We start from the raw sequence: 19,931 nt of genomic DNA on the forward strand, positions 1-19,931 counted from the left end.
GCATGCCTGAGAACGCACCGTCTTCGCAGTCCGCCGACTTCACGCCCGTCGTCGTCGGCGGCGACATCGGTGCCTACTCCCTCGCACGGGCCTTCCACGAGGCGTACGGGATCCGCACCGTGGTCATCTCCCGCCTGGCGGGATGGGTGGTCGGGACCTCCGCCCTCATCGACAACGTGCGCTGCGAGGACCCCTTCGACGCCGAGGCGCTGGCCCCGGTGCTGCAGCAGGTCGCAGACGGGCATCCGGGGCGTCCCCTGCTGCTGCTCGGCTCGGCCGACGCCACCGTCAAGCCCATCATCCGTCTCCGCGACGAGATCGGCCTGGACCCGCGCTACATCGCCCCCTATGTCGGCATGGACGCCTTCACGGAGGCCACCGGGAAGCAGAACTTCACCCGGCTCTGCCAGGACCTCGGGGTGGACCATCCGGGCACGCTGGTGGTGGACCTCGCCGAGGAGGTCCCCGGCGACCTCGAGGTGCCGTTCGAGTTCCCCGTGATCGCCAAGCCGGCCGAGGTCTCCGAGTGGAAGCGCATCTCCTTCCCGGGGAAGAACAAGGTCCACACCGTCGAGACCCGCGAGGCCCTGCTGGAGCTGCTGGACACCATCCGCGCGGCCGGGTACCGCGAGTCCGTCATCGTCCAGGACCGCATCCCCGGGGACGACCAGTACATGCGGATCCTCACCGTCTACTGCGACGCCGGGTCCCGGGTCCGCTTCGCCTCCTGGGGGCGGACTCTCCTGGAGGAGCACGCCCCGGGGGCGATCGGGAACCCCGCCGCGATCATCACCGGCGTGGACCGCGAGATGGTCGCCCAGGCCCAGCGCCTGTGCACCCGACTGGGCTGGACCGGCTACGCCAACTTCGACCTGAAGTACGACCGGCGCGACGGCCGCACCAAGTTCTTCGAGCTCAACCCCCGCCTGGGGCGCTCCAACTACTACGTCACCGCCGGCGGCCACAATCCCGTCACCTGGTACGTCGACGAGCACCTGCGCGACGCCCTTCCCGAGCAGGGAGCGGGCTCCGGCATCGGCGAGGACGGCATCGTGCAGGACCAGCCCGAGGTGCTCTACACGGTCGTCCCGATCGCCCTGGTCAAGCGCTACACCACCCTTCCCGAGGAGAAGGCCCGGCTGCGCCGCGTGCTGCGGGCCGGGCGCGTGGGCAATCCCCTGCACTATCCCGGCGTCGAGACCGCGCCGGCCCGACGCCGGTACGCCCTGGCCGCGGCCCTGAACTCCGTGCTCAAGTTCCAGCGCTACTACCGGCCCGAAGGCGGTGACCGACTGGCCCGCCTGCTGCGCCGACGATCCGGTGGGGTCCCGGAGGACCAGGCATGAGCGAGGAGATCGGCGGCCGGCTCGACCCCACCGACTGGTCCCGCCCCGTGGTCGGCGTCCTCGGCGGGCTCGGCCCGGCGGCCACCTCGGTGTTCCTGGACGTGCTGATCCGCGCGACCGCGGCCCGCAGCGACCAGGAGCACGTGGACCTGCTCGTCTCCCAGCACTCCACCACCCCGGACCGGACGGCGGGGATCCTGGAGCCCGGGGCTCCCGACCCCGGTCCGGTGATCGTCCGGGACGCGGTCATGCTCGAACGCGCCGGGGTGGACCTGCTCGTGCTGCCCTGCAACACCGCCCACCACTATGCGCGCCAGGTGGAGGCGGCGACCACCGTCCCGCTGCTGAGCATCGTCGAGACCACCGCTCGCACCGCCGTCGAGAGCGCTGCCGGAGCGCCCATCGCCGTCTTCGCGACCGAGGGCAACATCCACGCCGAGGTCTACCAGGAGGCGATCGCCGCCCAGGGAGGCACGTCACTGGTCCCCGACCGTGCCCTGCAGGACGACATCAATCACCTCATCTACGGGCAGGTCAAGGCCGGGGCCCCGGTGGACCTGGATCTCTTCGACTCCTGCATCGACCGGGCGCTCGAGCAGGGGGCGAGCACCGCCGTGCTCGGCTGCACCGAGCTGTCGGTCGTGTACGACCAGCATGGATACCGCGGCGACGCGCGACTGGTCGACTCGCTCACCGAGCTCGCCCGCATCACGGTCCGCCAGGCCGGCAAGGAGCTCACCGAGCTGTTCCGGTGAGCGACCCGCGGGCGTCGCGCCGGTCCGCGGCGGGGCGCCGGCGGCCGGGTCTGCGCACAGCCGCCGTCAGAACCCCGAGTCGGTCGGCCGGGGGTAGTGGCGCAGGAACTTGCGCACGTGGTTCAGGGCGACGATCCGCGCGTAGCGGCGCGCCCAGCGTCCGTCGGCCGGATAGGTCCACGGATTGCGCACCCCGCGCCGGGCGACGGTGCGCACCCAGCGCTTCAGGGCGGGATCGCGCACGTAGCGCATCAGCAGCGGCATCGGGACCAGGGAGTAGAGGATCTCGTCGACCTGCGTGACCGGTTCGATGCGGCGGTGCTCGATGGCGTCGGCCACCACGAAGCGGGAGACGTTCGCCCCGGCCGTGGAGACGTAGAAGTTGTTGCGCCCGATGCGGGGGTTGACCTCGAAGAACCTCCAGGTCCCGTCGCGCGGGTCGCGCTTGACGTCGAAGTTCGCGAAGCCCCGGTAGCCCGTCTCCTCGAGCAGACCCCGAGCCTGCTCGAGCGCATCGTCGAAGGGCGTGGTGATCATCGCGGCCGGTCGTCCCAGCGCATCGGGCGTGTGCTCGCCCAGCAGCACCCGCGCAGAGCACAGCAGGGTCACCCGCCCGGCGGCATCGGTGTACGCGGTGATCGAGCCCTCCGCGGTGTCGTCGCCGGGGATCAGCTCCTGGACGACCAGGCGACCGGTGTAGCCGGCTTCGGCGATCGAGCGCACCAGCTCGGCGAGCTCCTCGAGATCCCCGAGGAACCACACCTTCTTCTTGCCCGCGAAGTGCACGCCGGCCATGTCCGCGGTGCGGGCCGCCTTCATGACCACCGGGAAGGGGATGGAGGTTCGCGGTGGCTGCCAGTCCGGCTCCCGGGGTGCGCCCAGGTCGATGACCTCCGTGCGCGGGGTGGCGACCCCGTGCTCGGTGCACAGCCGCGCGAACTCCGCCTTGTCCGAGAGGCGCTCGAGGGTGTCCGCCTCGAGCATCGGCATGACGTAGTGCTCCGCCAGCTGCTCGCGATGATCGCTCATCAGCTGCACCAGGGAATCGGCATTGGCCAGCAGCAGCTGGGGACGGACCCCGCCGCGCTCGGCGGCCAGGCCGAGCGCGGCGTCGATCAGGTCCTCGTTGCTCGCAGAAGCCCCGAGCTCGCGGACGTCGCAGGTGACGGAGCGGCGCATCGGCTCGATGCCCACCTTCGTCAGCACCGTCGCCACCACGCCGTACTCCTCGTGGAAGGCGCGGGCGAGCGTGTAGACGCCGAGTCCGGACCCCAGTAGCACCAGGTCGAATCCCCCGGGGGCCGAGGACGACTCCGCTCGGGGCGCGGTGGCATGGGGCGGGTGTGGCTCGGGGTGCGGCATAGGGACGATCCTAATGGCGCGGTTCCCCTGCCGAGCCCAGGTCCGGGGCCGACGCCGCCGTCGGCTCCTCGGCCGTCGCGGCGAGCGCTGCCCCGACCGTCTCCCGGTCATCGCCCGGCCATCGCCGTCGTCGGAAGCTCCTTCAGCGGGACCGGTGCAGCCAGAGGGCGCTGTCGGCGGCGACCGTCTGCTCCTCGTCGCCCGTCGCGGCGGGGATCGAGCGCAGCAGCACCTCGGCGCCGGACGCACCGGTGACCTCGGCGAGGGCCACCGGAGCCGATGTGGTGTTGACCACTACCCGCACATCGCCGCGATCGAGGATCAGGACCCCCTCGGGCGCGGAGTCCTCGAACCTCACGCCGGTGCTGTCGCCGAGCTCCCCCAGGCGCAGCTGACGGCGCAGCCGCAAGGCCTTCCGGTACAGCTCCAGGACGGAGCCGTCCACACCGAGCTGCTGGTCGGCGGCGAGGGGAGCGAACTCCTCCGGCTGCGGCAACCAGCTCTTCCCGGTGGGGGAGAAGCCGAAGGCCGGGGCGTCCCGACGCCAGGGCAGCGGCACGCGGCAGCCGTCGCGCCCCGGTACGCCCGCGCGCAGGTGCGAGGGGTCCTCGCGCAGCTCGTCGGGGATCTCGCGGACCTCCGGCAGGCCGAGCTCCTCGCCCTGGTAGAGGTAGGCGGCCCCGGGCAGGGACAGCATCAGCACGGTGGCGGCGCGCGCCCGGCGCAGGCCCAGCTCCGCATCGGGCACCTCGTCCCGGCGCAGCCCTTCGCCGAAGCGGTGGTCCGGGGCGAAGCCGTAGCGGGAGGCGTGCCGGATCACGTCGTGGTTCGAGAGCACCCAGGTGGTGGGGGAGCCCACGGCCTCGGCCAGCTCCAGCGGCTTCTCGATCGCGGCGCGCATCGTCGGAACGCCCCAGCGGGCCTGGAGGAACCCGAAGTTGAAGGACTGGTGCGCCCTGTCCTCCCCGATGTACAGCGGGAGGCGGTGTTCGGGGATCCATGCCTCCAGCACGAGCATGCGGTCACCCTCGTAGGAGTCCAGGATCGGCCGCCACCGACGGTAGATCTCCAGCACGCCGTCGTTGTCGAAGTAGATCGGCACCTCTCCGTCGGGGATGTCGATCAGGCCCTCGGCGTTCACGGAGGCATCCGGCAGCCCGTCGGGCTTGACCATGCCGTGGGCGACGTCCACGCGGAAGCCGTCGGCCCCGCGGTCCAGCCAGAAGCGCAGAACGTCCTCGAACAGGTGGTGGACCTTCGGGTTCTTCCAGTTCCAGTCCGGCTGGGTGGTGTCGAAGATGTGCAGGTACCACTGGCCGGGGGTGCCGTCCGCCTCGGTGATCCGGGTCCAGGCGGGGCCGTGGAAGATCGAGGTCCAGTTGTTCGGGGGCAGCTCACCGTCCTCGCCGCGGCCGTCGGCGACGACGTACAGATCACGCTCGGGGGAGCCGGGGTCGGCGGCCAGGGCGCGCTGGAACAGCTCGTGCTGATCGGAGGAGTGGTTCGGGACGATGTCGACGATCACCTTCAGGCCCAGCCCGTGGGCGCGGGCGACGAGATCGTCCGCGTCGGCCAGGGTGCCGAAGCGCGGGTCGACGTCCGTGTAGTCGGCGACGTCGTAGCCGCCGTCGTGCTGCGGGGAGGTGTAGAACGGCGAGAGCCAGATCGCATCGACGCCGAGGTCGCGCAGGTAGGGAAGGCGTTCTGTGATGCCGGGCAGGTCACCCATGCCGTCGCCGTCCGAATCGGCGAAGGAGCGGGGATAGACCTGGTAGACGACGGCGTCGCGCCACCACTGCGGGTCCGGGGCGCTCTTCTCGCCCGCGGCCTGGGACGCGGGAGTGCTCTGCAGCGTGGTCGAGTTCTGCGGGGCGGTGGGTGTCTGCGTGGTCATGGGGTCCTTCCGGAGGTGCGGGGTGTGTGGTGGTGCGGGGCGCGGCCGTGTCCCGGCCCGTGGGGCCGGCTGGGACACGACGGCGCAGGTCAAAGGTGGCGCGGATCAGAGGGTCGGTCGGGTCAGGGGGTGGGGCGCTCGATGCGGGTCAGGCTCGCGCCGGCGTCCTCGGCCCACAGTCGCAGGACGCCGTCGCCGACGTGGGCTCGGGCCCCGCCGACGCCGTCGAGGACGGCGGCAGGACCGGGCCCGGACAGGTTCGCGAGATCCAGGGTGATCTCGTCATGGGCGGCGCGGGCGAGATGGACCACCACGTCCCCGTCGGGGTGCGTCCGCGCGTACACCAGCGTGTCCGTGCCCGCGTGCAGCCAGCGCAGGCCGCCGCGGCGCAGAGCGACCTGTTCCCGGCGCGCACCCAGAAGCGCCCGGGTCGCCGTGAGCACCTCGAGGTCGATCTTCTCGCCGTCGGCCTCCTCGATCGCCCGCCAGGGCATCGGGGTGCGCGCGTGCTCGCCGGTCACGCCCTCGGCGCCCAGCTCGTCGCCCGCGAACACCGTCGGCACCCCGGGGAGGGTCGCCAGTGCCGCGATCGCGGACAGCTGGCGCTCCCGGCTGCCGACGACGGTCCGCGTGCGCGGTGTGTCGTGGCTGGCCAGCTGGTTCTGGGAATGCATGCGGGAGGGCCAGGGCATCTGCGCGTTGTACTCGCGCAGCGTCCGGGCGATCGCGGTGCCGGACAGCTTCGGCAGGGTCATCGGCAGGCCGAGCCAGTTCAGGGTGCTGCCCGGATCGGCGAGCCAGGCCCACAGCGGGCGGGTGAAGCCCGTGTAGTTCATGGTGCCGTGCCAGCCGTCCCCGGCGAGGTCGCCGGTGGCGTCGTGACCGTGCTCGGCCACCAGCCAGGTCCCCCGGCCCGTGGAGGCGGCGACCTCGCGCATCGTGCCCCGGATCTCGCGGGCGACGTCGTGGGCGAGGTCGACCGCGCCGTGGCGGCCGGTCATGTTCGCCACGTCGATCCGCCAGCCGTCCACGGCGAACGGCTCGGCGAGGAACCGGCCCACGACGCTGCCGGGGCCGCGGGTCAGGAGGGAGCGCAGTCGCGCATCGCGCTGGTCGAGCTTGGGCAGCGAGGGCACGTCGAGCCAGCAGGCGTAGCTCTCGGGATGCTGCTCGAAGAGGTAGAAGCCTGCCTCGGGGGAGTCGGCATCGGCCTGGGCGGCGCGGAACCACTCGTGCGTGTCCCCGGTGTGGTTGGTGGTCAGGTCCAGCACCAGGCGCATGCCGCGCGCGTGCAGCGCCCGGGACAACCGCGCCAGGGCATCGTCCCCGCCCAGCAGCGGGTCCACGGTCTCGAAGGTGGAGGCGTCGTAGCGGTGCACCGAGCCCGCCGGGAACACCGGGGTGAGGTAGACGGTGTCGGCGCCGAGGGAGGCGATGTGGTCGAGCCGTTCGATCACGCCGTCGAGGTCGCCGCCGTAGTACTGGCGGCCGGTGATCTCCCCGCGCACGGCGGGCTCGTCCTCCCAGGCCATCGGGATCGCCCAGTCGGGCAGCTCGGCCGGTGCCGGGCGTCCCTGGGCGTCCGTGGGAGCCTGCGCGCTGCGGGCGAAGCGGTCGGGGAAGACCTGGTAGACGATCGCGTCGTCGACCCAGTCCGGCGCCGGGTGGTGGGCGACCAACCGGAAGTCCGTCGCATCCGAGACGTCCCAGGGGATCAGCCCGGCGGCGGTGAGCCAGGCGTAGGAGGGCGCCTCCGCCCCGGAGGCGGTCCGGGCCCCTGCGTCGGCGAGAACGCAGACCCGGTAGACCATCACCGGGTTCCGCTGGCACAGGGACGTCTCCCACCAGGTGCCCGCGGCGTCGGCCTCCGCCATCTCGAAGCTCGCCGTGAGGATCTCCCCGTCGGCCACCGCCCGCAGGGCGAGAGCGCGCGCCGGGTAGGCGGCGGGCACCCGGACCCGCAGGCGCACCAGGTCTCCGAGACGTCGGGCCGAGGTCGGCACGTACAGGGGACCGCTGTCGTGATGGGGCTGCTCGGGCAGCGGCACGCCGGAGGCGTCGAGGCTCGAAGGCTCCGTCATGGCCGCTCAGCCCTTCACGGCGCCGGCGGTCGAGCCGCCGACGATGTAGCGCTGGAGGAACTGGTACAGCACGATCACCGGGATCATGATCATCACCGAGCCGGCGGCGAAGACGCCCAGGTTGTTGGAGCGGTCGCCCTGCAACAGGCCGTACATGCCCACGGCGAGGGTCTTCTTGTCACCGTCGGTCAGGAAGATCGTGCCGAGCAGGAACTCGCTCAGCACGCCGACCAGGGCCAGCAGCGCGGTGGTGGCCAGGATCGGGGTGAGCGTGGGCAGCAGGATCCTGGTGAAGACCTGCCAGTGGCTGCAGCCGTCGATGATCGCTGCCTCGTCCAGCTCCTTCGGCACGGTGTCGAAGAAGCCCTTGATCAGCCATACCTGGCCGAGCGATCCGCCCAGCAGCACCACGATGTAGCCGGCCAGGGAGTTCAGGCCCAGGAAGGGGATGATCTGCCCGAGTCCGGAGAGCATCGTGTACACCGCGATCATCGCGAGGAACGCCGGGAACATCATGATCAGCAGCAGGGTCAGCAGCCCGATGCGGCGCCCGGTGAAGCGGAAGCGGCTGAAGGCGTAGGCGGCCAGGGTGGACAGGAACACCTGCGCCCCGGCGACCACGCCGGCGACGATCACGGTGTTGAGGTACCACTGCAGGAACGGGCCGTGGGCCCCCTGCAGCAGCGACCGGTAATGGGTCAGGCTGAACGCCTTCGGCAGCAGACCCGAGGAGGACACGGTGCCCAGCGGGTTCAGCGAGGCCGAGACGACGAACAGGATCGGGAAGACGGCGAAGGCGACGGCCAGCAGGCCGACGAGGTGACGCCAGCCGATCTCGGACATCCAACGGCCGAGGGGCATCCGGCGCGGGGCGCTGACCGGGGTGGGGGTGGTGGAGGTGCTCATCGTTCGCTCCCGGTCAGTTGACGTCTTCGAGGATGTTGGTGAAGCGGAACTGGATCGCCGCGAGGACGCCGGTCAGGGCGAACAGGACGACCGAGACCGCCGAGGCGAAGCCGAAGTCCGCGCCCGAGCCGCCGAAGGCGATGCGGTAGATCATCGAGATGAGGATGTCGGTGCCGCCGCGGGTGTACTCCCCGGCCAGGAACGGCCCGCCCTCGGTGAGCAGCTGGATCGCGTTGAAGTTGTTGAAGTTGAAGGCGAAGGACGCCACCAGCAGAGGCGCGACCGCGACCAGCAGCAGCGGGGTGACGACCTTGACGGTGGTCTGCAGGCGGCTGGCGCCGTCCATGCGGGCGGCCTCCGTCATGTCCGAGGGGATCGCCTGCAGGGCGCCGGTGGAGACGATGAACATGTAGGGGAATCCCATCCACAGGTTCGTCAGCAGCACCGCGGCCTTGGCCAGGGTCGGATCGCCCAGCCAGTCCAGGTGCAGGCCCAGGGTCTCGTTGATCAGCCCGAAGTCGCGGTTGTAGAAGTTCGACCACACCAGCAGGGAGATGAATCCGGGGACCGCGTACGGCATCAGCAGGATCGAGCGGTACAGGCGCCGACCCCTCATCCGCGGGTCGTTCAGGATCAGGGCGAGGGCGAAGCCGACCACGAAGGTCGCCAGCACCGAGCCGAGCGCGAAGACGAGCGTCCACACGAACGCCGCGGCGAACTGCCCCGCGATGTTCCCGTTGGTGAACAGGCGCTCGTAGTTGTTCAGCCCCACGTTCTGCAGCCAGGACTGGCCGAAGGCGCGTTCGCCGCTGGAGTTCACGAAGTACTTGGTGTCGCCGATCTTGCCGACCGTGTACTCCTCGCCCGTGCGGGAGTCGGTGATGGTGTCGGTGGCCTCGTCGTAGCTGAGGACCGTGGTGCCCTCGAAGGCCTGGTTCGCCCCCTGGACCCGCACCGCGGAGGTGTCCGAGATGGGCACGGCCAGCTGCTGCAGCGCGTCGTAGGCGGCGTTGACCTGGCGGGCGTCCAGGATCGTGTACCCCTCGGCTTCGGTGACGAAGCCCGAGGTCACGGTGACCTCGTCGGCGGGGACCTCCTCGAGCGAGGTGGTCTCGTCACCGCGGTGGACGGTGCCCGTCTCCGGGTCCACGAGGAACAGCGTGAAGGGTCCCTCGACCGGATCGCCCTTCGTGCCGACCGCCATGTTGTACCAGGTGGAGTCCTCTGTCTGCTGCACCGAGTTGGCGATGATCGAATCGATCGCCTGCTCCTTGGTGCCGCGGGTGCCGTCTCCGAAGTTCGTCAGCGAGTACCCGACCGTGAGGATGATCGGGGTGATCAGGAAGACCACCAGGAAGAAGGTGCCGGGGAAGAGGTATTTGCCCGGGACGAAGCGCTTGGTCGAGTACAGGACGAAGATCGCGACCGCGGACAGGACCGTGACGGCCAGCCACATCCACTGCTGCAGCTGGATCATCAGCGGCACGGTGAAGGCGACCACGGCGAGGACGGCACCGAGGAACAGCACACGGACCAGCACCGCACCGATGGTGGTGGTGCGATCGCGATGCGCGGGCGCATGGGTGGAGGACATGGCGACGCTGCCTTTCGAGGATCTGGGGAGCGGGTCGGGCGCGGACGGGTCGGAGGGCAGGGGCGGGACGGGGCCGGCACTGTCGCCGCCCCGTCCCGCCCTGCCGGGATCAGCCGATCTGGCTGGTGATCTCCTCACCGGCGGAGACCATGGTGTCCTCCGGGTCTGCGCCGCCGACGATGTTCGCCTCCGCCTGTCCCAGCGGCTGCCAGATGGCGGCCATCTCGGGGATGGCGGGCATCGCCTCCGCACTCTCGGCGAGCTCGGCGATCTTGATGACCTCGGGGAACTCGCCGGCGAGCTTCTCCTGCAGCGCGAGATTCACCGGGGGCAGCTCGTTCTTGGGGAACATCTGCTCGGCGATGTCCGGTGAGGACGCCACCGCGGTCGCGAACTGCTGGGCGAAGGCCGGGTTCTTGCCGCCCGCGGCGACGTAGAAGGCGTTGACGCCCGCGAAGGGCACCGCCGGGTCCAGGCCCTCGAAGCCGGGGATCGCGCTCATGGAGAAGTCGAGCTCGGCGGTGCGGATGTTCTCGATCGCCCATGGGCCGGAGACCAGGTAGGCGGCCTTGCCGTCGGTGAACAGGGAGATCGCGTTGTCGCCGGTGATCGAGGTGGACAGCACGCCGGCCTCGCCGAGTTCGGCGATCTTCTCGGCCGCGGTGATCGAGCCCTCCTGGCCGACGCCGACGTCGGAGGGGTCGAAGTTGCCCTCGGAGTCCTTGCCGAACAGGTACCCGCCGCCGGAGGTGTAGAAGGGCTCCATGTGGTACGCATCGCCCTGCTCGCCGACCGGGAGCGACAGCGGGTTCTCGGCACCGCCGGCCTCGGCCGCGGCGACCATCTCCTCGACGGTGGCGGGCTCGGGGACGTCGGTCAGGGCGTTGTTGGCGAACAGCACCAAGGTCTCCACGGCGTAGGGGACGCCGTAGGTCTGCCCGTTGTAGGTGACCGCCTCGAGGCCGATCGGCGCGAGGGAGTCGGCTGCGCTGCCCGGCAGCTGGACCGGGGAGATGGAACCGTTCTGGACCATGTTCCCGATCCAGTCGTGGGCGGCCACGATCATGTCCGGACCGTTGCCCGCCTGATTGGCGGTGATGAAGTTGCCCTGGAGGTCCTCGGCGACGGTCTGGACCGCGACGGTGAGGCCGTTGGCCTCGCCCCAGGCGGCGGCAGGCTCTTCGAGCGAGGCGGCCTTCTCGGCATCGGTCCAGATCACGAGATCGGCATCGGCGCGGGCGGGAGCACCCTCCTCGCCGCCCTCCGCGGCGCCGCCGGCATCGGACGCGCCGCCGGCATCGGAGGCGCCCCCGGCGCCACCACCGGCCTCCTCCCCGCCGCAGGCGGCGAGCAGGGTGGTCCCGGCGGCGAGGCCACCGAGAGCGAGGAAACTCTGTCGACGGATCTGCACGTCTTCTCCTTTGAATCGTGGAGCGACCGCCTCCCGTGGCGGTGCTCGATGCGGCAACACTAGGACGCGGACCCCGATTCGTGCAAGAACACGCAAGATCTTGCAGGTATCGATCCGGCCACGGGTGACGACGCACGAGGTCTGCAAGGATGAGGTCATGACACGACTCATCGACATCGCCCACGCCGCCGGGGTCAGCGAGGCGACGGTCTCCCGGGTGCTCAACGGGAAGACAGGCGTCAACGAGGCCACGCGCCTGTCCGTGCTGGACGTCGCGCGGCGGCTGGGGCGGGACGTGGGCCCGGAGGCGGTCGGCTCCGGGCCGCTGGTCGGCGTGCTGGTGCCGGACCTGGACAACCAGGTCTTCGCCGCCTGGGCCGAGCGCATCGAGGCCGAGCTCTTCGAACGCGGCGCCTCCACCCTGGTGGCCATGCGGGCCCGTACGGTGGAGCGTGAGAGAGAGATCTTGCAGCGATTCTTGCACTGCGGGGTCGAAGCGATCATCGTCGTCTCCGGCCACCATGCCCAGCACCGCGGCCCGGTCGAGCACTACCGCGAGATCGTCGCCGCCGGGACCCCGCTGGTGCTCGTCAACGGCGTGCGCGACGACCTCGACGCGGCCTTCCTCTCCACCGACGACGAGCACGCGATGCGCCTGACCCTCACCCATCTGCAGGACCTCGGCCACCGCCGGATCGGTCTCGCCGTGGGCGATGAGCACACCTGGCCGGTGCGCGAGAAGCTCGCGGTGTTCGACGAGGTCGCGGCCACCTACCCCGCCGGAGCCTGGGCCACCGCCTTCACCGACTTCTCCTACGCGGGCGGGTACGAGGCCGCCCGCGACCTGGTCTCCCGCGACGTGACCGCCCTCGTGTGCGGCTCGGACGTGATGGCGGCCGGTGCGCTCGAGGCCCTCCGCGCCCTCGACCTGCGCGTGCCCGAGGACGTGTCCGTGACCGGCTACGACGACGTCTTCTGGGCTGCGGTGACGAATCCGCCGCTGACCACGGTGCGGCAGGCCGTGCCCTCCCTGGCCCGCGCCGCCGTGCGCACCGCGCTCAGCGGGGGGCGGGACTCCCGTCGGCCGCCGCGCACCGAGGTCGTGGTGCGCCCGCAGCTGATCGTGCGCGGATCGACGGCGGCCGCCCGGCAGACCCCGGAGGACGCTGACGGATGAGGGCCGCCGTGCCCGCTAGCATGGACGGGTGAGCGAACCGATCATCTCCCGCAGCAGCTACGACACCGCCAAGACCCGCAGCGACGAGCTCTGGGCGAAGATCACCACCGACCCCTCGGGCCTGCGGATGATGACCGGCGACCGTCCCACCGGGGCGCTGCACATCGGGCACTACTTCGGCTCGCTGCGCAACCGGGTCCGGCTCCAGGACGCCGGCGTCGAGACCTGGGTCCTGGTGGCCGACTATCAGGTGATCACCGACCGCGACGTGATCGGCGACATCTCCGGATCAGTGCGCGAGCTGCTGACCGATCACCTCGCCATCGGACTGGACCCCGAGCGCTCCACCTTCTTCGCCCATTCGGCGGTGCCGGCGCTGAACCAGCTGATGCTGCCGTTCCTCTCGCTGGTCACCCAGCCCGAGCTGGAGCGCAACCCCACCGTCAAGGCGGAGCTCGCCGCCGCGGGGAAGACCGCCATGGGCGGGCTGCTGCTGACCTATCCGGTCCACCAGGCCGCGGACATCCTGTTCTGCGGCGGCAACGTGGTGCCCGTGGGCCGGGACCAGCTACCCCACATCGAGCAGACCCGCGTCATCGCGCGCCGCTTCAACGAGCGCTACGCAGGCGGGGAGCAGGTCTTCACCGAGCCCGACGCCCTGCTCTCGGAAGCGCCCACCATCCTGGGCCTGGACGGCGATCACAAGATGAGCAAGTCCCGCGGCAACACCGTGATGCTGCGGATGGACGAGGCGGAGACCGCCACGAAGATCAAGAAGGCCAAGACGGACTCGGAACGTGTGATCACCTTCGATCCCGAGAACCGCCCGGAGGTCGCGAACCTGCTGACCATCGCCGCGCAGTGCACCGGTCGCACCCCCGAACAGATCGCCGAGGAGATCGGCGACAAGGGCTCCGGCACGCTCAAGGTGATGACCGCCGAGGCGCTCAACGAGCATCTGGCGCCGATCCGAGCCCGCCGCCACGAGCTCGAGCAGGATCCCGGATACCTCTTCTCCGTGCTCCGGGCGGGCAACGCACGGGCCAACGAGGTCGCGGACGCCACCCTCGCGCGGGTGCGCGAGGTGATGGGGATGGTCTACTGAGCCTCCGCCCGAGGTTCGGAGGCGGCTGACGGCACAGCACGACGGCGATGGGTCTCCAACGCCGACGCGGACCGCGTGGACCAGCTCGAGTACCACAGCAACGGGCTGAGGGTCCAGAACACCTCCCCGACCTCCGACGAGTCGCGCTCCAGCGCGTGACGTCGCCCGCGCACCGAGCGGTATCCGCGCTCCTCGACCTCGCCCGCGCACTGCCGCAGCACCTCCCGCTCCTCGTCGTCCGCCGCGAGGCGATCGATGCGCGCACCCTGCAGGCGGGCGGCGGCGGCCGAGAGCTCCCGGGTCAGGGTGTCGAGGCGCTCGAGGGCGGAGTCGGGATCGATCCGCTCCGCCTCCAGGTCGGCGGTCAGGGTGTCCAGCTCGCCGGCGATGTCGCGGCCGAGCTCGCGCACGTCGGCCGCGGCGGCCGCCTCCTGCTCGGACCGGTCCGCCTCCTCGGGCAGGGCCCTGCCGAGGGCGCTGAGCGAATCGCGCAGCGGCCGCAGCTCGCGCTCCCAGGCGGTGCGCCAGATCCCCTCCCGCCGCAGCAGGTCGCTGGTGGCCAGGAGGTCGTCGTCGGCGTCCTCGAGGTCGCGCACCGTGGACGCCAGGTCGCGCGCCAGCTTCCGCTGCGACCCGGCCAGGCCCCAGGTCCAGCTCCGCGCCTCGGCGGCCGGAAGGCGTTCGTGCAGCTGCTCGGCCGTGTCCTGTCGTCGCAGAAGGTCCTCCTGGGCGACCAGGGCCGCCCGGGCGTAGGGGGAGGACGGCGGCAGGGCCCGGGCGGCCTCCTCGGTCCGCGTCCGCCGCTGCTGCATCTCGTGGTACCGGGGCAGCGCCTCGTCCACCCGGCGCCGTGCGATGCGCCGGCCGAGCAGGGCGGCGCCTGACAGGACCACCAGGGCGCCGACGACGATCGCGACCGACGCCCGCAGAACCGGGTGTTGCCACCACGGGCGGTCCAGCAGTTCGGCGTACTTCTGCGTGCCGGCCTCGAGGGCGTCCGCCCACTGTCCGTCCTCCGCGTTCTCCTCCATCGCGTCCTCGACCGCCTCGGCCCCGCTCGCCTCGAGCGCCACGTCGTCTCCGGCGAAGGCGCCGTGGAGCTCGTGCGCGGGGTCGAGGGCGAGGATCACGGTGCCCTCCGCGATCTGCTCGCCGTCCTCGGAGAGCAGCTCCGGATCGGCATCGCGGGCATGAGCCGCCACGGCATCGCCCAGCGGGGCCTCCTGCGCGGGGTCCGAGCCGTACTCGGTGACGTCGAGGACCACGACCTTCAGGTCCACCTCCCGGCGGAAGTCGACCTCCGTCAGGCGGGCCTGCAGCAGCTCGGGGTCGACCTCGCCGGTGGTGTCGGTGACGCTCACCGTGCTCGGAGGGACGGCCTGGGCCGGCTGGGGCGCCAGGAGCAGTGTCGCCACCAGTGCCAGGATCAGGGCGAGCAGCGTGCCCGCCCGCCGGAGGGATCGGCGGCGCGGCGGCGGGAAGGTCTCGTTCGAGGACGACATACCCCGAGACTAGGGCGGAGGTGGCCCGGGGCCCCTGCGACCTCCGTCGAGAATTCCTCGGCGTGTCGGCCCATCGGCCCGGGCCCGTCCGGTCGGCCTGCGGCTGGACGTCCGCTCGCGTGAGACCGTTATGATGACTCCAAGCGTGTCTTTGGGTCACGTCCCGAGTGGCCCGTTCATCGAGGAGGAAGCATGCCTGTCTACGAGAACGTCTCCGAGCTGGTCGGCCGTACCCCGCTGGTCAAGCTCAACAGCCTGGGCGACGACGTCAAGGCCACCGTGCTCGCGAAGCTCGAGTTCTACAACCCCGCCAATTCCGTCAAGGACCGCATCGGCGTGTCCATGATCGACGCCGCCGAGGCGTCGGGGCAGCTGCAGCCCGGAGGCACGATCGTCGAGGCCACCAGCGGCAACACCGGGATCGCCCTGGCCATGATCGGCAGCTCGCGCGGATACAAGGTCGTCCTGGCGATGCCCTCGTCGATGTCGAAGGAACGTCGCATGCTGCTGCGCGCCTTCGGCGCCGAACTGGTCCTGACCGAGCCCGCCCAGGGGATGAAGGGCGCGGTCGAGAAGGCCGAGGAGATCGCCGCCGAGACCGGCGCGGTCCAGGTCAAGCAGTTCGACAACCCGGCCAACGCCGAGATCCACCGCCGCACCACCGCGGAGGAGATCTGGGAGGACACCGACGGCGGCGTCGACGTTGTGGTCTCCGGCATCGGCACCGGGGGCACCATCACCGGCGTCGGCCAGGTGCTCACCGAGCGCAAGCCCGAGGTGAAGATCATCGCCGTCGAGCCCGAGGAGTCCGCGATCCTCAGCGGCGGCGCCGCCGGACCGCACAAGATCCAGGGACTGGGCGCCAACTTCGTGCCGACCGTGCTGGACACCGAGATCTACGACGAGGTCGTCGACATCGACGCCGAGACCTCGATGGAGCGCGCCCGGACCGTGGCACGCACCGAGGGTCTGCTGGTGGGCATCTCCTCGGGCGCCGCGATCGAGGCCGCCGCCCGGGTCGGTGCCCGGGAGGAGTTCGCCGGCAAGACCATCGTGGTGGTGCTGCCGGACTTCGGCGAGCGCTATCTCTCCACCCCGCTGTTCGCCGAGTACGCGGACTGAGGGCGACCATGGCGAGGTCTGTGGCCGGCGGGCTCACCGACCGTGTGCTGGGCACCGTCGCGACGCTCCGGGAGGACGTGGCGGCGGCGCGGCGACGCGACCCTGCGGCCACGGACGATCTCGCGGTGCTGCTGACCTCGCCGGGTCTGCACGCGATCTGGACCCACCGCCTCGCCCACCGGCTGTGGAAGCGCGGAGCGAGGCTCCCGGCCCTGGTCATCGCGCAGGGCGCGCGATCGGTCACGGGGGTGGAGATCCATCCCGGCGCCACCATCGGGCGGCGTTTCTTCATCGACCACGGGATGGGCGTGGTGATCGGGGAGACCTCCGAGGTCGGCGACGACGTCATGCTCTATCACGGGGTCACCCTCGGAGGCCGCTCCATGGAGCGCACCAAGCGTCATCCCACGGTCGGCGACGGGTCGACCATCGGGGCGGGCGCCCGCGTGATCGGGCCCGTCGTCATCGGGCGCGGGGCCCAGATCGGCGCCAACGCAGTGGTCGTGGGGGACGTCCCGGCGCTCGCCACCGCCGTCGGCGTGCCGGCGACGGTGCGGAGCGAAGCCGCGCATCCCGCCGAGCAGATGGACCCCGCGATCTGGATCTGAGGGTCGGGCCGTCCGGGAGGCGGGCGCCGGGGGTCGGTGAGCGCGGCCTCGCCGCGGCGCGGGGATCTCAGAAGGGATCGAGGAACGAGGTCCCGCCCACGCGGTGCAGACTGCGCTCCCAGTCCGGGAGCACCTCGTGGGCGTCCTCGGCGATCACGTGGTCGAAGGCCGCCCGCAGCGAGGGATCGAGCGGGGGCGAGATGTCCACCAGCACGGTCGTGGCCCCATGGGCCTTGGCGACCGGGGCCAGCTGCGCCGCGGGGAACACCGTCCCGCTGGTGCCGACCGCGACGAACAGGTCCGCGCGCTGGGCCAGGCGCATGCCGAGCTCGAGGGCGTCCGGGGGCAGCATCTCGTCGAACAGCACCACGGCCGGCCGGGTCGGGGCGCCGCAGGCGGGGCAGGTCGCGGGCGCCCCGTGATCCTCCGGACGGGATCCCGCGCCGGGACGCAGTCGACCCCACCAGCGGCAGTCCGGGTCCAGGCAGCTCGCGTGCAGGGCGCTGCCGTGCAGCTCGGCGACGACCTCGCTGCCGGCGGCCTGGTGCAACCCGTCGATGTTCTGCGTGATCACCGGGGCGCCCAGGCGCGCGATCGCTCGGTGGCCCGGGGTGGGGCCGTGCTCCGTCGCGATCCGCGCCATCTCGCCCCAGACGCTCCACAGCCGAGGCAGAGTCTCCGGCAGCAGCTCGGCGTGCATCGCCTGCTCGGTCTCCGGCTCCAGGGCCCACAGTCCGTCGGGGCCGCGGAAGGTCCCCAGCCCCGTGCGGGCGCTGATCCCTGATCCCGTGAGGAAGACGATCTCCTCATGCTGCGGGCCGGGGCGGAAGCGACCCGCCGTCGTCACCACTCCTCGTGCTCGCGCGCGTCCCAGGCCGAGTCCTCGCCGAGATCGAGCGTCGCGAGCAGCTCGCGGTCGGCATCGTCCAGGCGGACGTGCTCCAGGGTCGCGTTGTCCCGCTGACGCTGCGGGTCGGAGGACTTCGGGATCACCACGATGCCCTGGTCGATCGCCCAGCGCAGCGAGATCTGGGAGGTGGTGGCTGCGTGCTTCTCGGCGATCCTGCGCAGGGCGAACTGGGCGTGGAGGCCCTCGCGGCCGCCGAGCGGGCCCCAGGCCTCGGTGAGGATCCCGTGCTCGCGGTGGAAGGAGACCGCCGCGCTGCGCTGCAGGGCGGGGGAGAGCTGGATCTGGTTCACCTCGGGCCACACGCCGGTCGCGTCGAACAGCTCCTGGAGCTGTTCGGGACGGAAGTTGGAGACCCCGATGTGCAGCGCCTTGCCCTCCTCCTTCAGGTCGATCAGGGTCCGCCAGGTCTCCAGGGCGAGTCCGCGCGAGGGGTTCGGCCAGTGGATCAGCACCAGGGCTGCGCGCTCGAGCCCGAGGCGGCGCAGTGACTCGAGGTAGCCGGTGCGGGTGGCCTCGCGGCCCTGGTCGCCTCCGGCGATCTTGGTGGTCACGAGCACCTCATCGGGGTCGACGCCGCTGACGCGCACGGCCTCGCCGACGGCGGCCTCGTTGCCGTACTGCGCCGCGGTGTCCAGCAACCGGTAGCCCGAGCCCAGCGCTGCGGCGATCCCGTCGACCGCACCACGGCCCTTCATGCTGGAGGTCCCGAAGCCGATCAGCGGGAACGGGGCGCCGTCGGCCAGAGACGTGGTGGGGATCGACAGAGTGGGGTTCGACAGCGGGAGAGAGGACGAGGTGGTCATGGATGCCTCCTGCGGGGGACGGGAGCGGACACCACCAGCGTAGTCATCCCTGCCGGGAGGTGCGAGAGCGTCTGTTACCGTGCGGGCACCCACGTCTCGACGAGGAGATCCCCCATGCCCGATGCGCCTCTCGCGCCCTCCGGAGTGCCCGACGAGATCTCCCCGCTGCGTCGGGTGATCGTCCACCGGCCCGGCCCCGAGCTCGAACGCCTCACCCCGGATTCCCGCGAGGAGTTCCTCTTCGATGAGGTGCTCTGGCGGGGGCGCGCCGAGGCCCAGCACGAGGAGTTCTCCGCCCTGCTGCGGTCCGAGGGGGTCGAGGTGCTGGAGCTGACGGATCTGCTCACCGATCTCCTGGAGATCCCCGACCTCCGCGCGGGCCTGCTGCAGCGGGCGCTGGACCCGGCCGTGCTCGGGGACATCGCCGTGCAGGATCTCACCGAGGCGCTCGAGGAGATGCCGTCGGCCCGGCTGGTCGAGGTGATGATCGCGGGGATCACGGTCTCCGAGCTGCGCGGGCTCGGCGTCGGGCCCCGTTCGATCGCGCTGCAGCGGGTGCCCGAGGAGCATCTGGTCCTGGACCCGCTGCCCAACCACCTGTTCACCCGGGACCCCTCGGCCTGGATCGGCGACATGGTCTCGGTCAGCCCGATGCGCCACGGCGCCCGCCGCCGCGAGAGCCTGCACCTGGAGGCGATCTACCGCCACCATCCGTCCTTCGCCGGGACCGCCGCGCCGCGACGTCTGCTGGGGCGGGACGGGGCCGGCGCCGCCACCGTCGAGGGAGGGGACGTGATGATGCTGTCTCCCGAGGTGGTCGCCGTCGGGCTCTCGGAGCGCACCAGCGCGGTCGGGGTCGAACGGCTCGCCGCGGACCTGCTCGAGCACGGTCCCGTCCGGCGGGTGATCGCGATCGCCCTGCCGCATCGGCGCTCCATGATGCACCTGGACACCGTCACCACCGTCGTCGACCACGAGTCGATGCTGCGCTACGGGCCGCTGGGCATGCTGGAGACCTTCGAGATCGAGCGCCCGGGGGAGCGGCTGGTCTCGCGCGCTCGGGCGGCCGACGAGATGGACGACGTGCTCGCCAAGGGCCTCGGCGTCGATCGCCTGCGCGTGCTCAGCGCCGGACTGGACCCCTACACCGCGGCCCGCGAGCAGTGGGACGACGGCTGCAACGTCCTCGCGATCGCCCCGGGTCGCGTGGTCGCCTATGAGCGGGCGGCGGCGACCAACGACTATCTGCGGGCCCAAGGGGTCGAGGTGCTGGAGTTCGCCGGCGACGAGCTCGGTCGCGGCCGCGGCGGGCCGCGCTGCATGAGCTGCCCCGTCTCCCGCGGCTGAGGGGGCGT

General features: G+C 71.5%; 16 protein-coding genes. 7 read left to right on the forward strand and 9 right to left on the reverse strand.

Going from position 1 to position 19,931, the window contains the following annotated elements; all coding sequences use genetic code 11:
- The first annotated feature begins 2 nt into the window (after positions 1 to 2).
- Positions 3 to 1,346, forward strand: a complete 1,344-nt coding sequence (locus tag BH708_RS00530) for a hypothetical protein (protein ID WP_076805736.1) — start codon at positions 3 to 5, stop codon at positions 1,344 to 1,346.
- Positions 1,343 to 2,101 (forward strand): aspartate/glutamate racemase family protein, encoded by a 759-nt coding sequence (locus BH708_RS00535; protein ID WP_076805737.1) that lies wholly within the window; start codon positions 1,343 to 1,345, stop codon positions 2,099 to 2,101. Before BH708_RS00530 ends, BH708_RS00535 begins: the two co-directional genes overlap by 4 nt.
- A gap of 66 nt (positions 2,102 to 2,167) precedes the next feature.
- On the opposite strand, the gene BH708_RS00540 is transcribed toward BH708_RS00535, so the two are convergent.
- The 6 genes from BH708_RS00540 to BH708_RS00565 all read right to left on the reverse strand — a co-directional run bounded on the left by BH708_RS00540 (position 2,168) and on the right by BH708_RS00565 (position 11,349).
- On the reverse strand, positions 2,168 to 3,463 hold the full coding sequence (locus tag BH708_RS00540; protein ID WP_076805738.1) for a hypothetical protein: 1,296 nt from the start codon (positions 3,461 to 3,463) through the stop codon (positions 2,168 to 2,170).
- A 142-nt stretch (positions 3,464 to 3,605) separates the two neighbouring features.
- Positions 3,606 to 5,357, reverse strand: a complete 1,752-nt coding sequence (locus BH708_RS00545) for a glycoside hydrolase family 13 protein (protein ID WP_076805742.1) — start codon at positions 5,355 to 5,357, stop codon at positions 3,606 to 3,608.
- Positions 5,358 to 5,479: 122 nt separating this feature from the next.
- Positions 5,480 to 7,438 (reverse strand): glycoside hydrolase family 13 protein, encoded by a 1,959-nt coding sequence (locus BH708_RS00550; protein ID WP_076805744.1) that lies wholly within the window; start codon positions 7,436 to 7,438, stop codon positions 5,480 to 5,482.
- A 6-nt stretch (positions 7,439 to 7,444) separates the two neighbouring features.
- Positions 7,445 to 8,344, reverse strand: a complete 900-nt coding sequence (locus BH708_RS00555; RefSeq protein ID WP_076805746.1) for a sugar ABC transporter permease — start codon at positions 8,342 to 8,344, stop codon at positions 7,445 to 7,447.
- A 13-nt stretch (positions 8,345 to 8,357) separates the two neighbouring features.
- The gene (locus BH708_RS00560) at positions 8,358 to 9,938 is read right to left on the reverse strand and encodes an ABC transporter permease subunit (protein WP_076805747.1); all 1,581 of its coding nucleotides are present in this window, start codon (positions 9,936 to 9,938) and stop codon (positions 8,358 to 8,360) included.
- Between the two features lie 109 nt (positions 9,939 to 10,047).
- Positions 10,048 to 11,349: an extracellular solute-binding protein gene (locus tag BH708_RS00565; protein ID WP_076805749.1), complete on the reverse strand. Its 1,302-nt coding sequence runs from the start codon at positions 11,347 to 11,349 to the stop codon at positions 10,048 to 10,050.
- 157 nt (positions 11,350 to 11,506) lie between these two features.
- On the opposite strand from BH708_RS00565, the gene BH708_RS00570 reads away from it, so the two are divergent.
- The gene (locus BH708_RS00570) at positions 11,507 to 12,526 is read left to right on the forward strand and encodes a LacI family DNA-binding transcriptional regulator (protein ID WP_076805751.1); all 1,020 of its coding nucleotides are present in this window, start codon (positions 11,507 to 11,509) and stop codon (positions 12,524 to 12,526) included.
- Positions 12,527 to 12,554: 28 nt separating this feature from the next.
- Positions 12,555 to 13,631 carry a tryptophan--tRNA ligase gene (trpS, locus tag BH708_RS00575; protein WP_076805753.1) on the forward strand — a complete coding sequence of 359 codons (1,077 nt, stop codon included), beginning with the start codon at positions 12,555 to 12,557 and terminating at the stop codon, positions 13,629 to 13,631.
- Here the strand turns inward: trpS and BH708_RS00580 are convergent.
- Positions 13,625 to 15,133: a DUF5129 domain-containing protein gene (locus BH708_RS00580; protein ID WP_076805755.1), complete on the reverse strand. Its 1,509-nt coding sequence runs from the start codon at positions 15,131 to 15,133 to the stop codon at positions 13,625 to 13,627. The two genes, trpS and BH708_RS00580, sit on opposite strands and share 7 nt — an antisense overlap.
- 192 nt (positions 15,134 to 15,325) lie before the next feature.
- Between BH708_RS00580 and cysK the strand changes: the two genes are divergently transcribed.
- Positions 15,326 to 16,255 carry a cysteine synthase A gene (gene cysK, locus BH708_RS00585; RefSeq protein ID WP_076805758.1) on the forward strand — a complete coding sequence of 310 codons (930 nt, stop codon included), beginning with the start codon at positions 15,326 to 15,328 and terminating at the stop codon, positions 16,253 to 16,255.
- Between the two features lie 8 nt (positions 16,256 to 16,263).
- A complete protein-coding gene (gene epsC, locus BH708_RS00590) occupies positions 16,264 to 16,863 on the forward strand; it encodes a serine O-acetyltransferase EpsC (RefSeq protein WP_076805760.1) in 600 nt (199 codons plus the stop codon).
- A gap of 67 nt (positions 16,864 to 16,930) precedes the next feature.
- Here epsC and BH708_RS00595 read toward each other — a convergent pair whose 3' ends face one another.
- Positions 16,931 to 17,710: a Sir2 family NAD-dependent protein deacetylase gene (locus tag BH708_RS00595; RefSeq protein WP_076805762.1), complete on the reverse strand. Its 780-nt coding sequence runs from the start codon at positions 17,708 to 17,710 to the stop codon at positions 16,931 to 16,933.
- Positions 17,707 to 18,576 carry an aldo/keto reductase gene (locus BH708_RS00600; RefSeq protein WP_076805764.1) on the reverse strand — a complete coding sequence of 290 codons (870 nt, stop codon included), beginning with the start codon at positions 18,574 to 18,576 and terminating at the stop codon, positions 17,707 to 17,709. The genes BH708_RS00595 and BH708_RS00600 overlap by 4 nt, the downstream gene beginning before the upstream one ends.
- Positions 18,577 to 18,690: 114 nt before the next feature.
- On the opposite strand from BH708_RS00600, the gene BH708_RS00605 reads away from it, so the two are divergent.
- A complete protein-coding gene (locus tag BH708_RS00605; protein ID WP_076805765.1) occupies positions 18,691 to 19,923 on the forward strand; it encodes an arginine deiminase in 1,233 nt (410 codons plus the stop codon).
- Positions 19,924 to 19,931 lie beyond the last annotated feature (8 nt).

The sequence above is a fragment of the Brachybacterium sp. P6-10-X1 genome, assembly GCF_001969445.1.
Lineage (GTDB): Bacteria > Actinomycetota > Actinomycetes > Actinomycetales > Dermabacteraceae > Brachybacterium.

Excerpts from the sequence above, each read along its gene's own strand:
- BH708_RS00545 (WP_076805742.1), bottom strand. The coding sequence starts at position 5,357 with ATGACCACGCAGACACCCACCGCCCCGCAGAACTCGACCACGCTGCAG.
- BH708_RS00580 (WP_076805755.1), bottom strand. The coding sequence starts at position 15,133 with ATGTCGTCCTCGAACGAGACCTTCCCGCCGCCGCGCCGCCGATCCCTC.
- BH708_RS00530 (WP_076805736.1), top strand. The coding sequence starts at position 3 with ATGCCTGAGAACGCACCGTCTTCGCAGTCCGCCGACTTCACGCCCGTC.
- BH708_RS00560 (WP_076805747.1), bottom strand. The coding sequence starts at position 9,938 with ATGTCCTCCACCCATGCGCCCGCGCATCGCGATCGCACCACCACCATC.
- BH708_RS00570 (WP_076805751.1), top strand. The coding sequence starts at position 11,507 with ATGACACGACTCATCGACATCGCCCACGCCGCCGGGGTCAGCGAGGCG.
- BH708_RS00605 (WP_076805765.1), top strand. The coding sequence starts at position 18,691 with ATGCCCGATGCGCCTCTCGCGCCCTCCGGAGTGCCCGACGAGATCTCC.
- BH708_RS00550 (WP_076805744.1), bottom strand. The coding sequence starts at position 7,438 with ATGACGGAGCCTTCGAGCCTCGACGCCTCCGGCGTGCCGCTGCCCGAG.
- BH708_RS00555 (WP_076805746.1), bottom strand. The coding sequence starts at position 8,344 with ATGAGCACCTCCACCACCCCCACCCCGGTCAGCGCCCCGCGCCGGATG.
- BH708_RS00600 (WP_076805764.1), bottom strand. The coding sequence starts at position 18,576 with ATGACCACCTCGTCCTCTCTCCCGCTGTCGAACCCCACTCTGTCGATC.
- BH708_RS00535 (WP_076805737.1), top strand. The coding sequence starts at position 1,343 with ATGAGCGAGGAGATCGGCGGCCGGCTCGACCCCACCGACTGGTCCCGC.
- cysK (WP_076805758.1), top strand. The coding sequence starts at position 15,326 with ATGCCTGTCTACGAGAACGTCTCCGAGCTGGTCGGCCGTACCCCGCTG.
- BH708_RS00540 (WP_076805738.1), bottom strand. The coding sequence starts at position 3,463 with ATGCCGCACCCCGAGCCACACCCGCCCCATGCCACCGCGCCCCGAGCG.
- epsC (WP_076805760.1), top strand. The coding sequence starts at position 16,264 with ATGGCGAGGTCTGTGGCCGGCGGGCTCACCGACCGTGTGCTGGGCACC.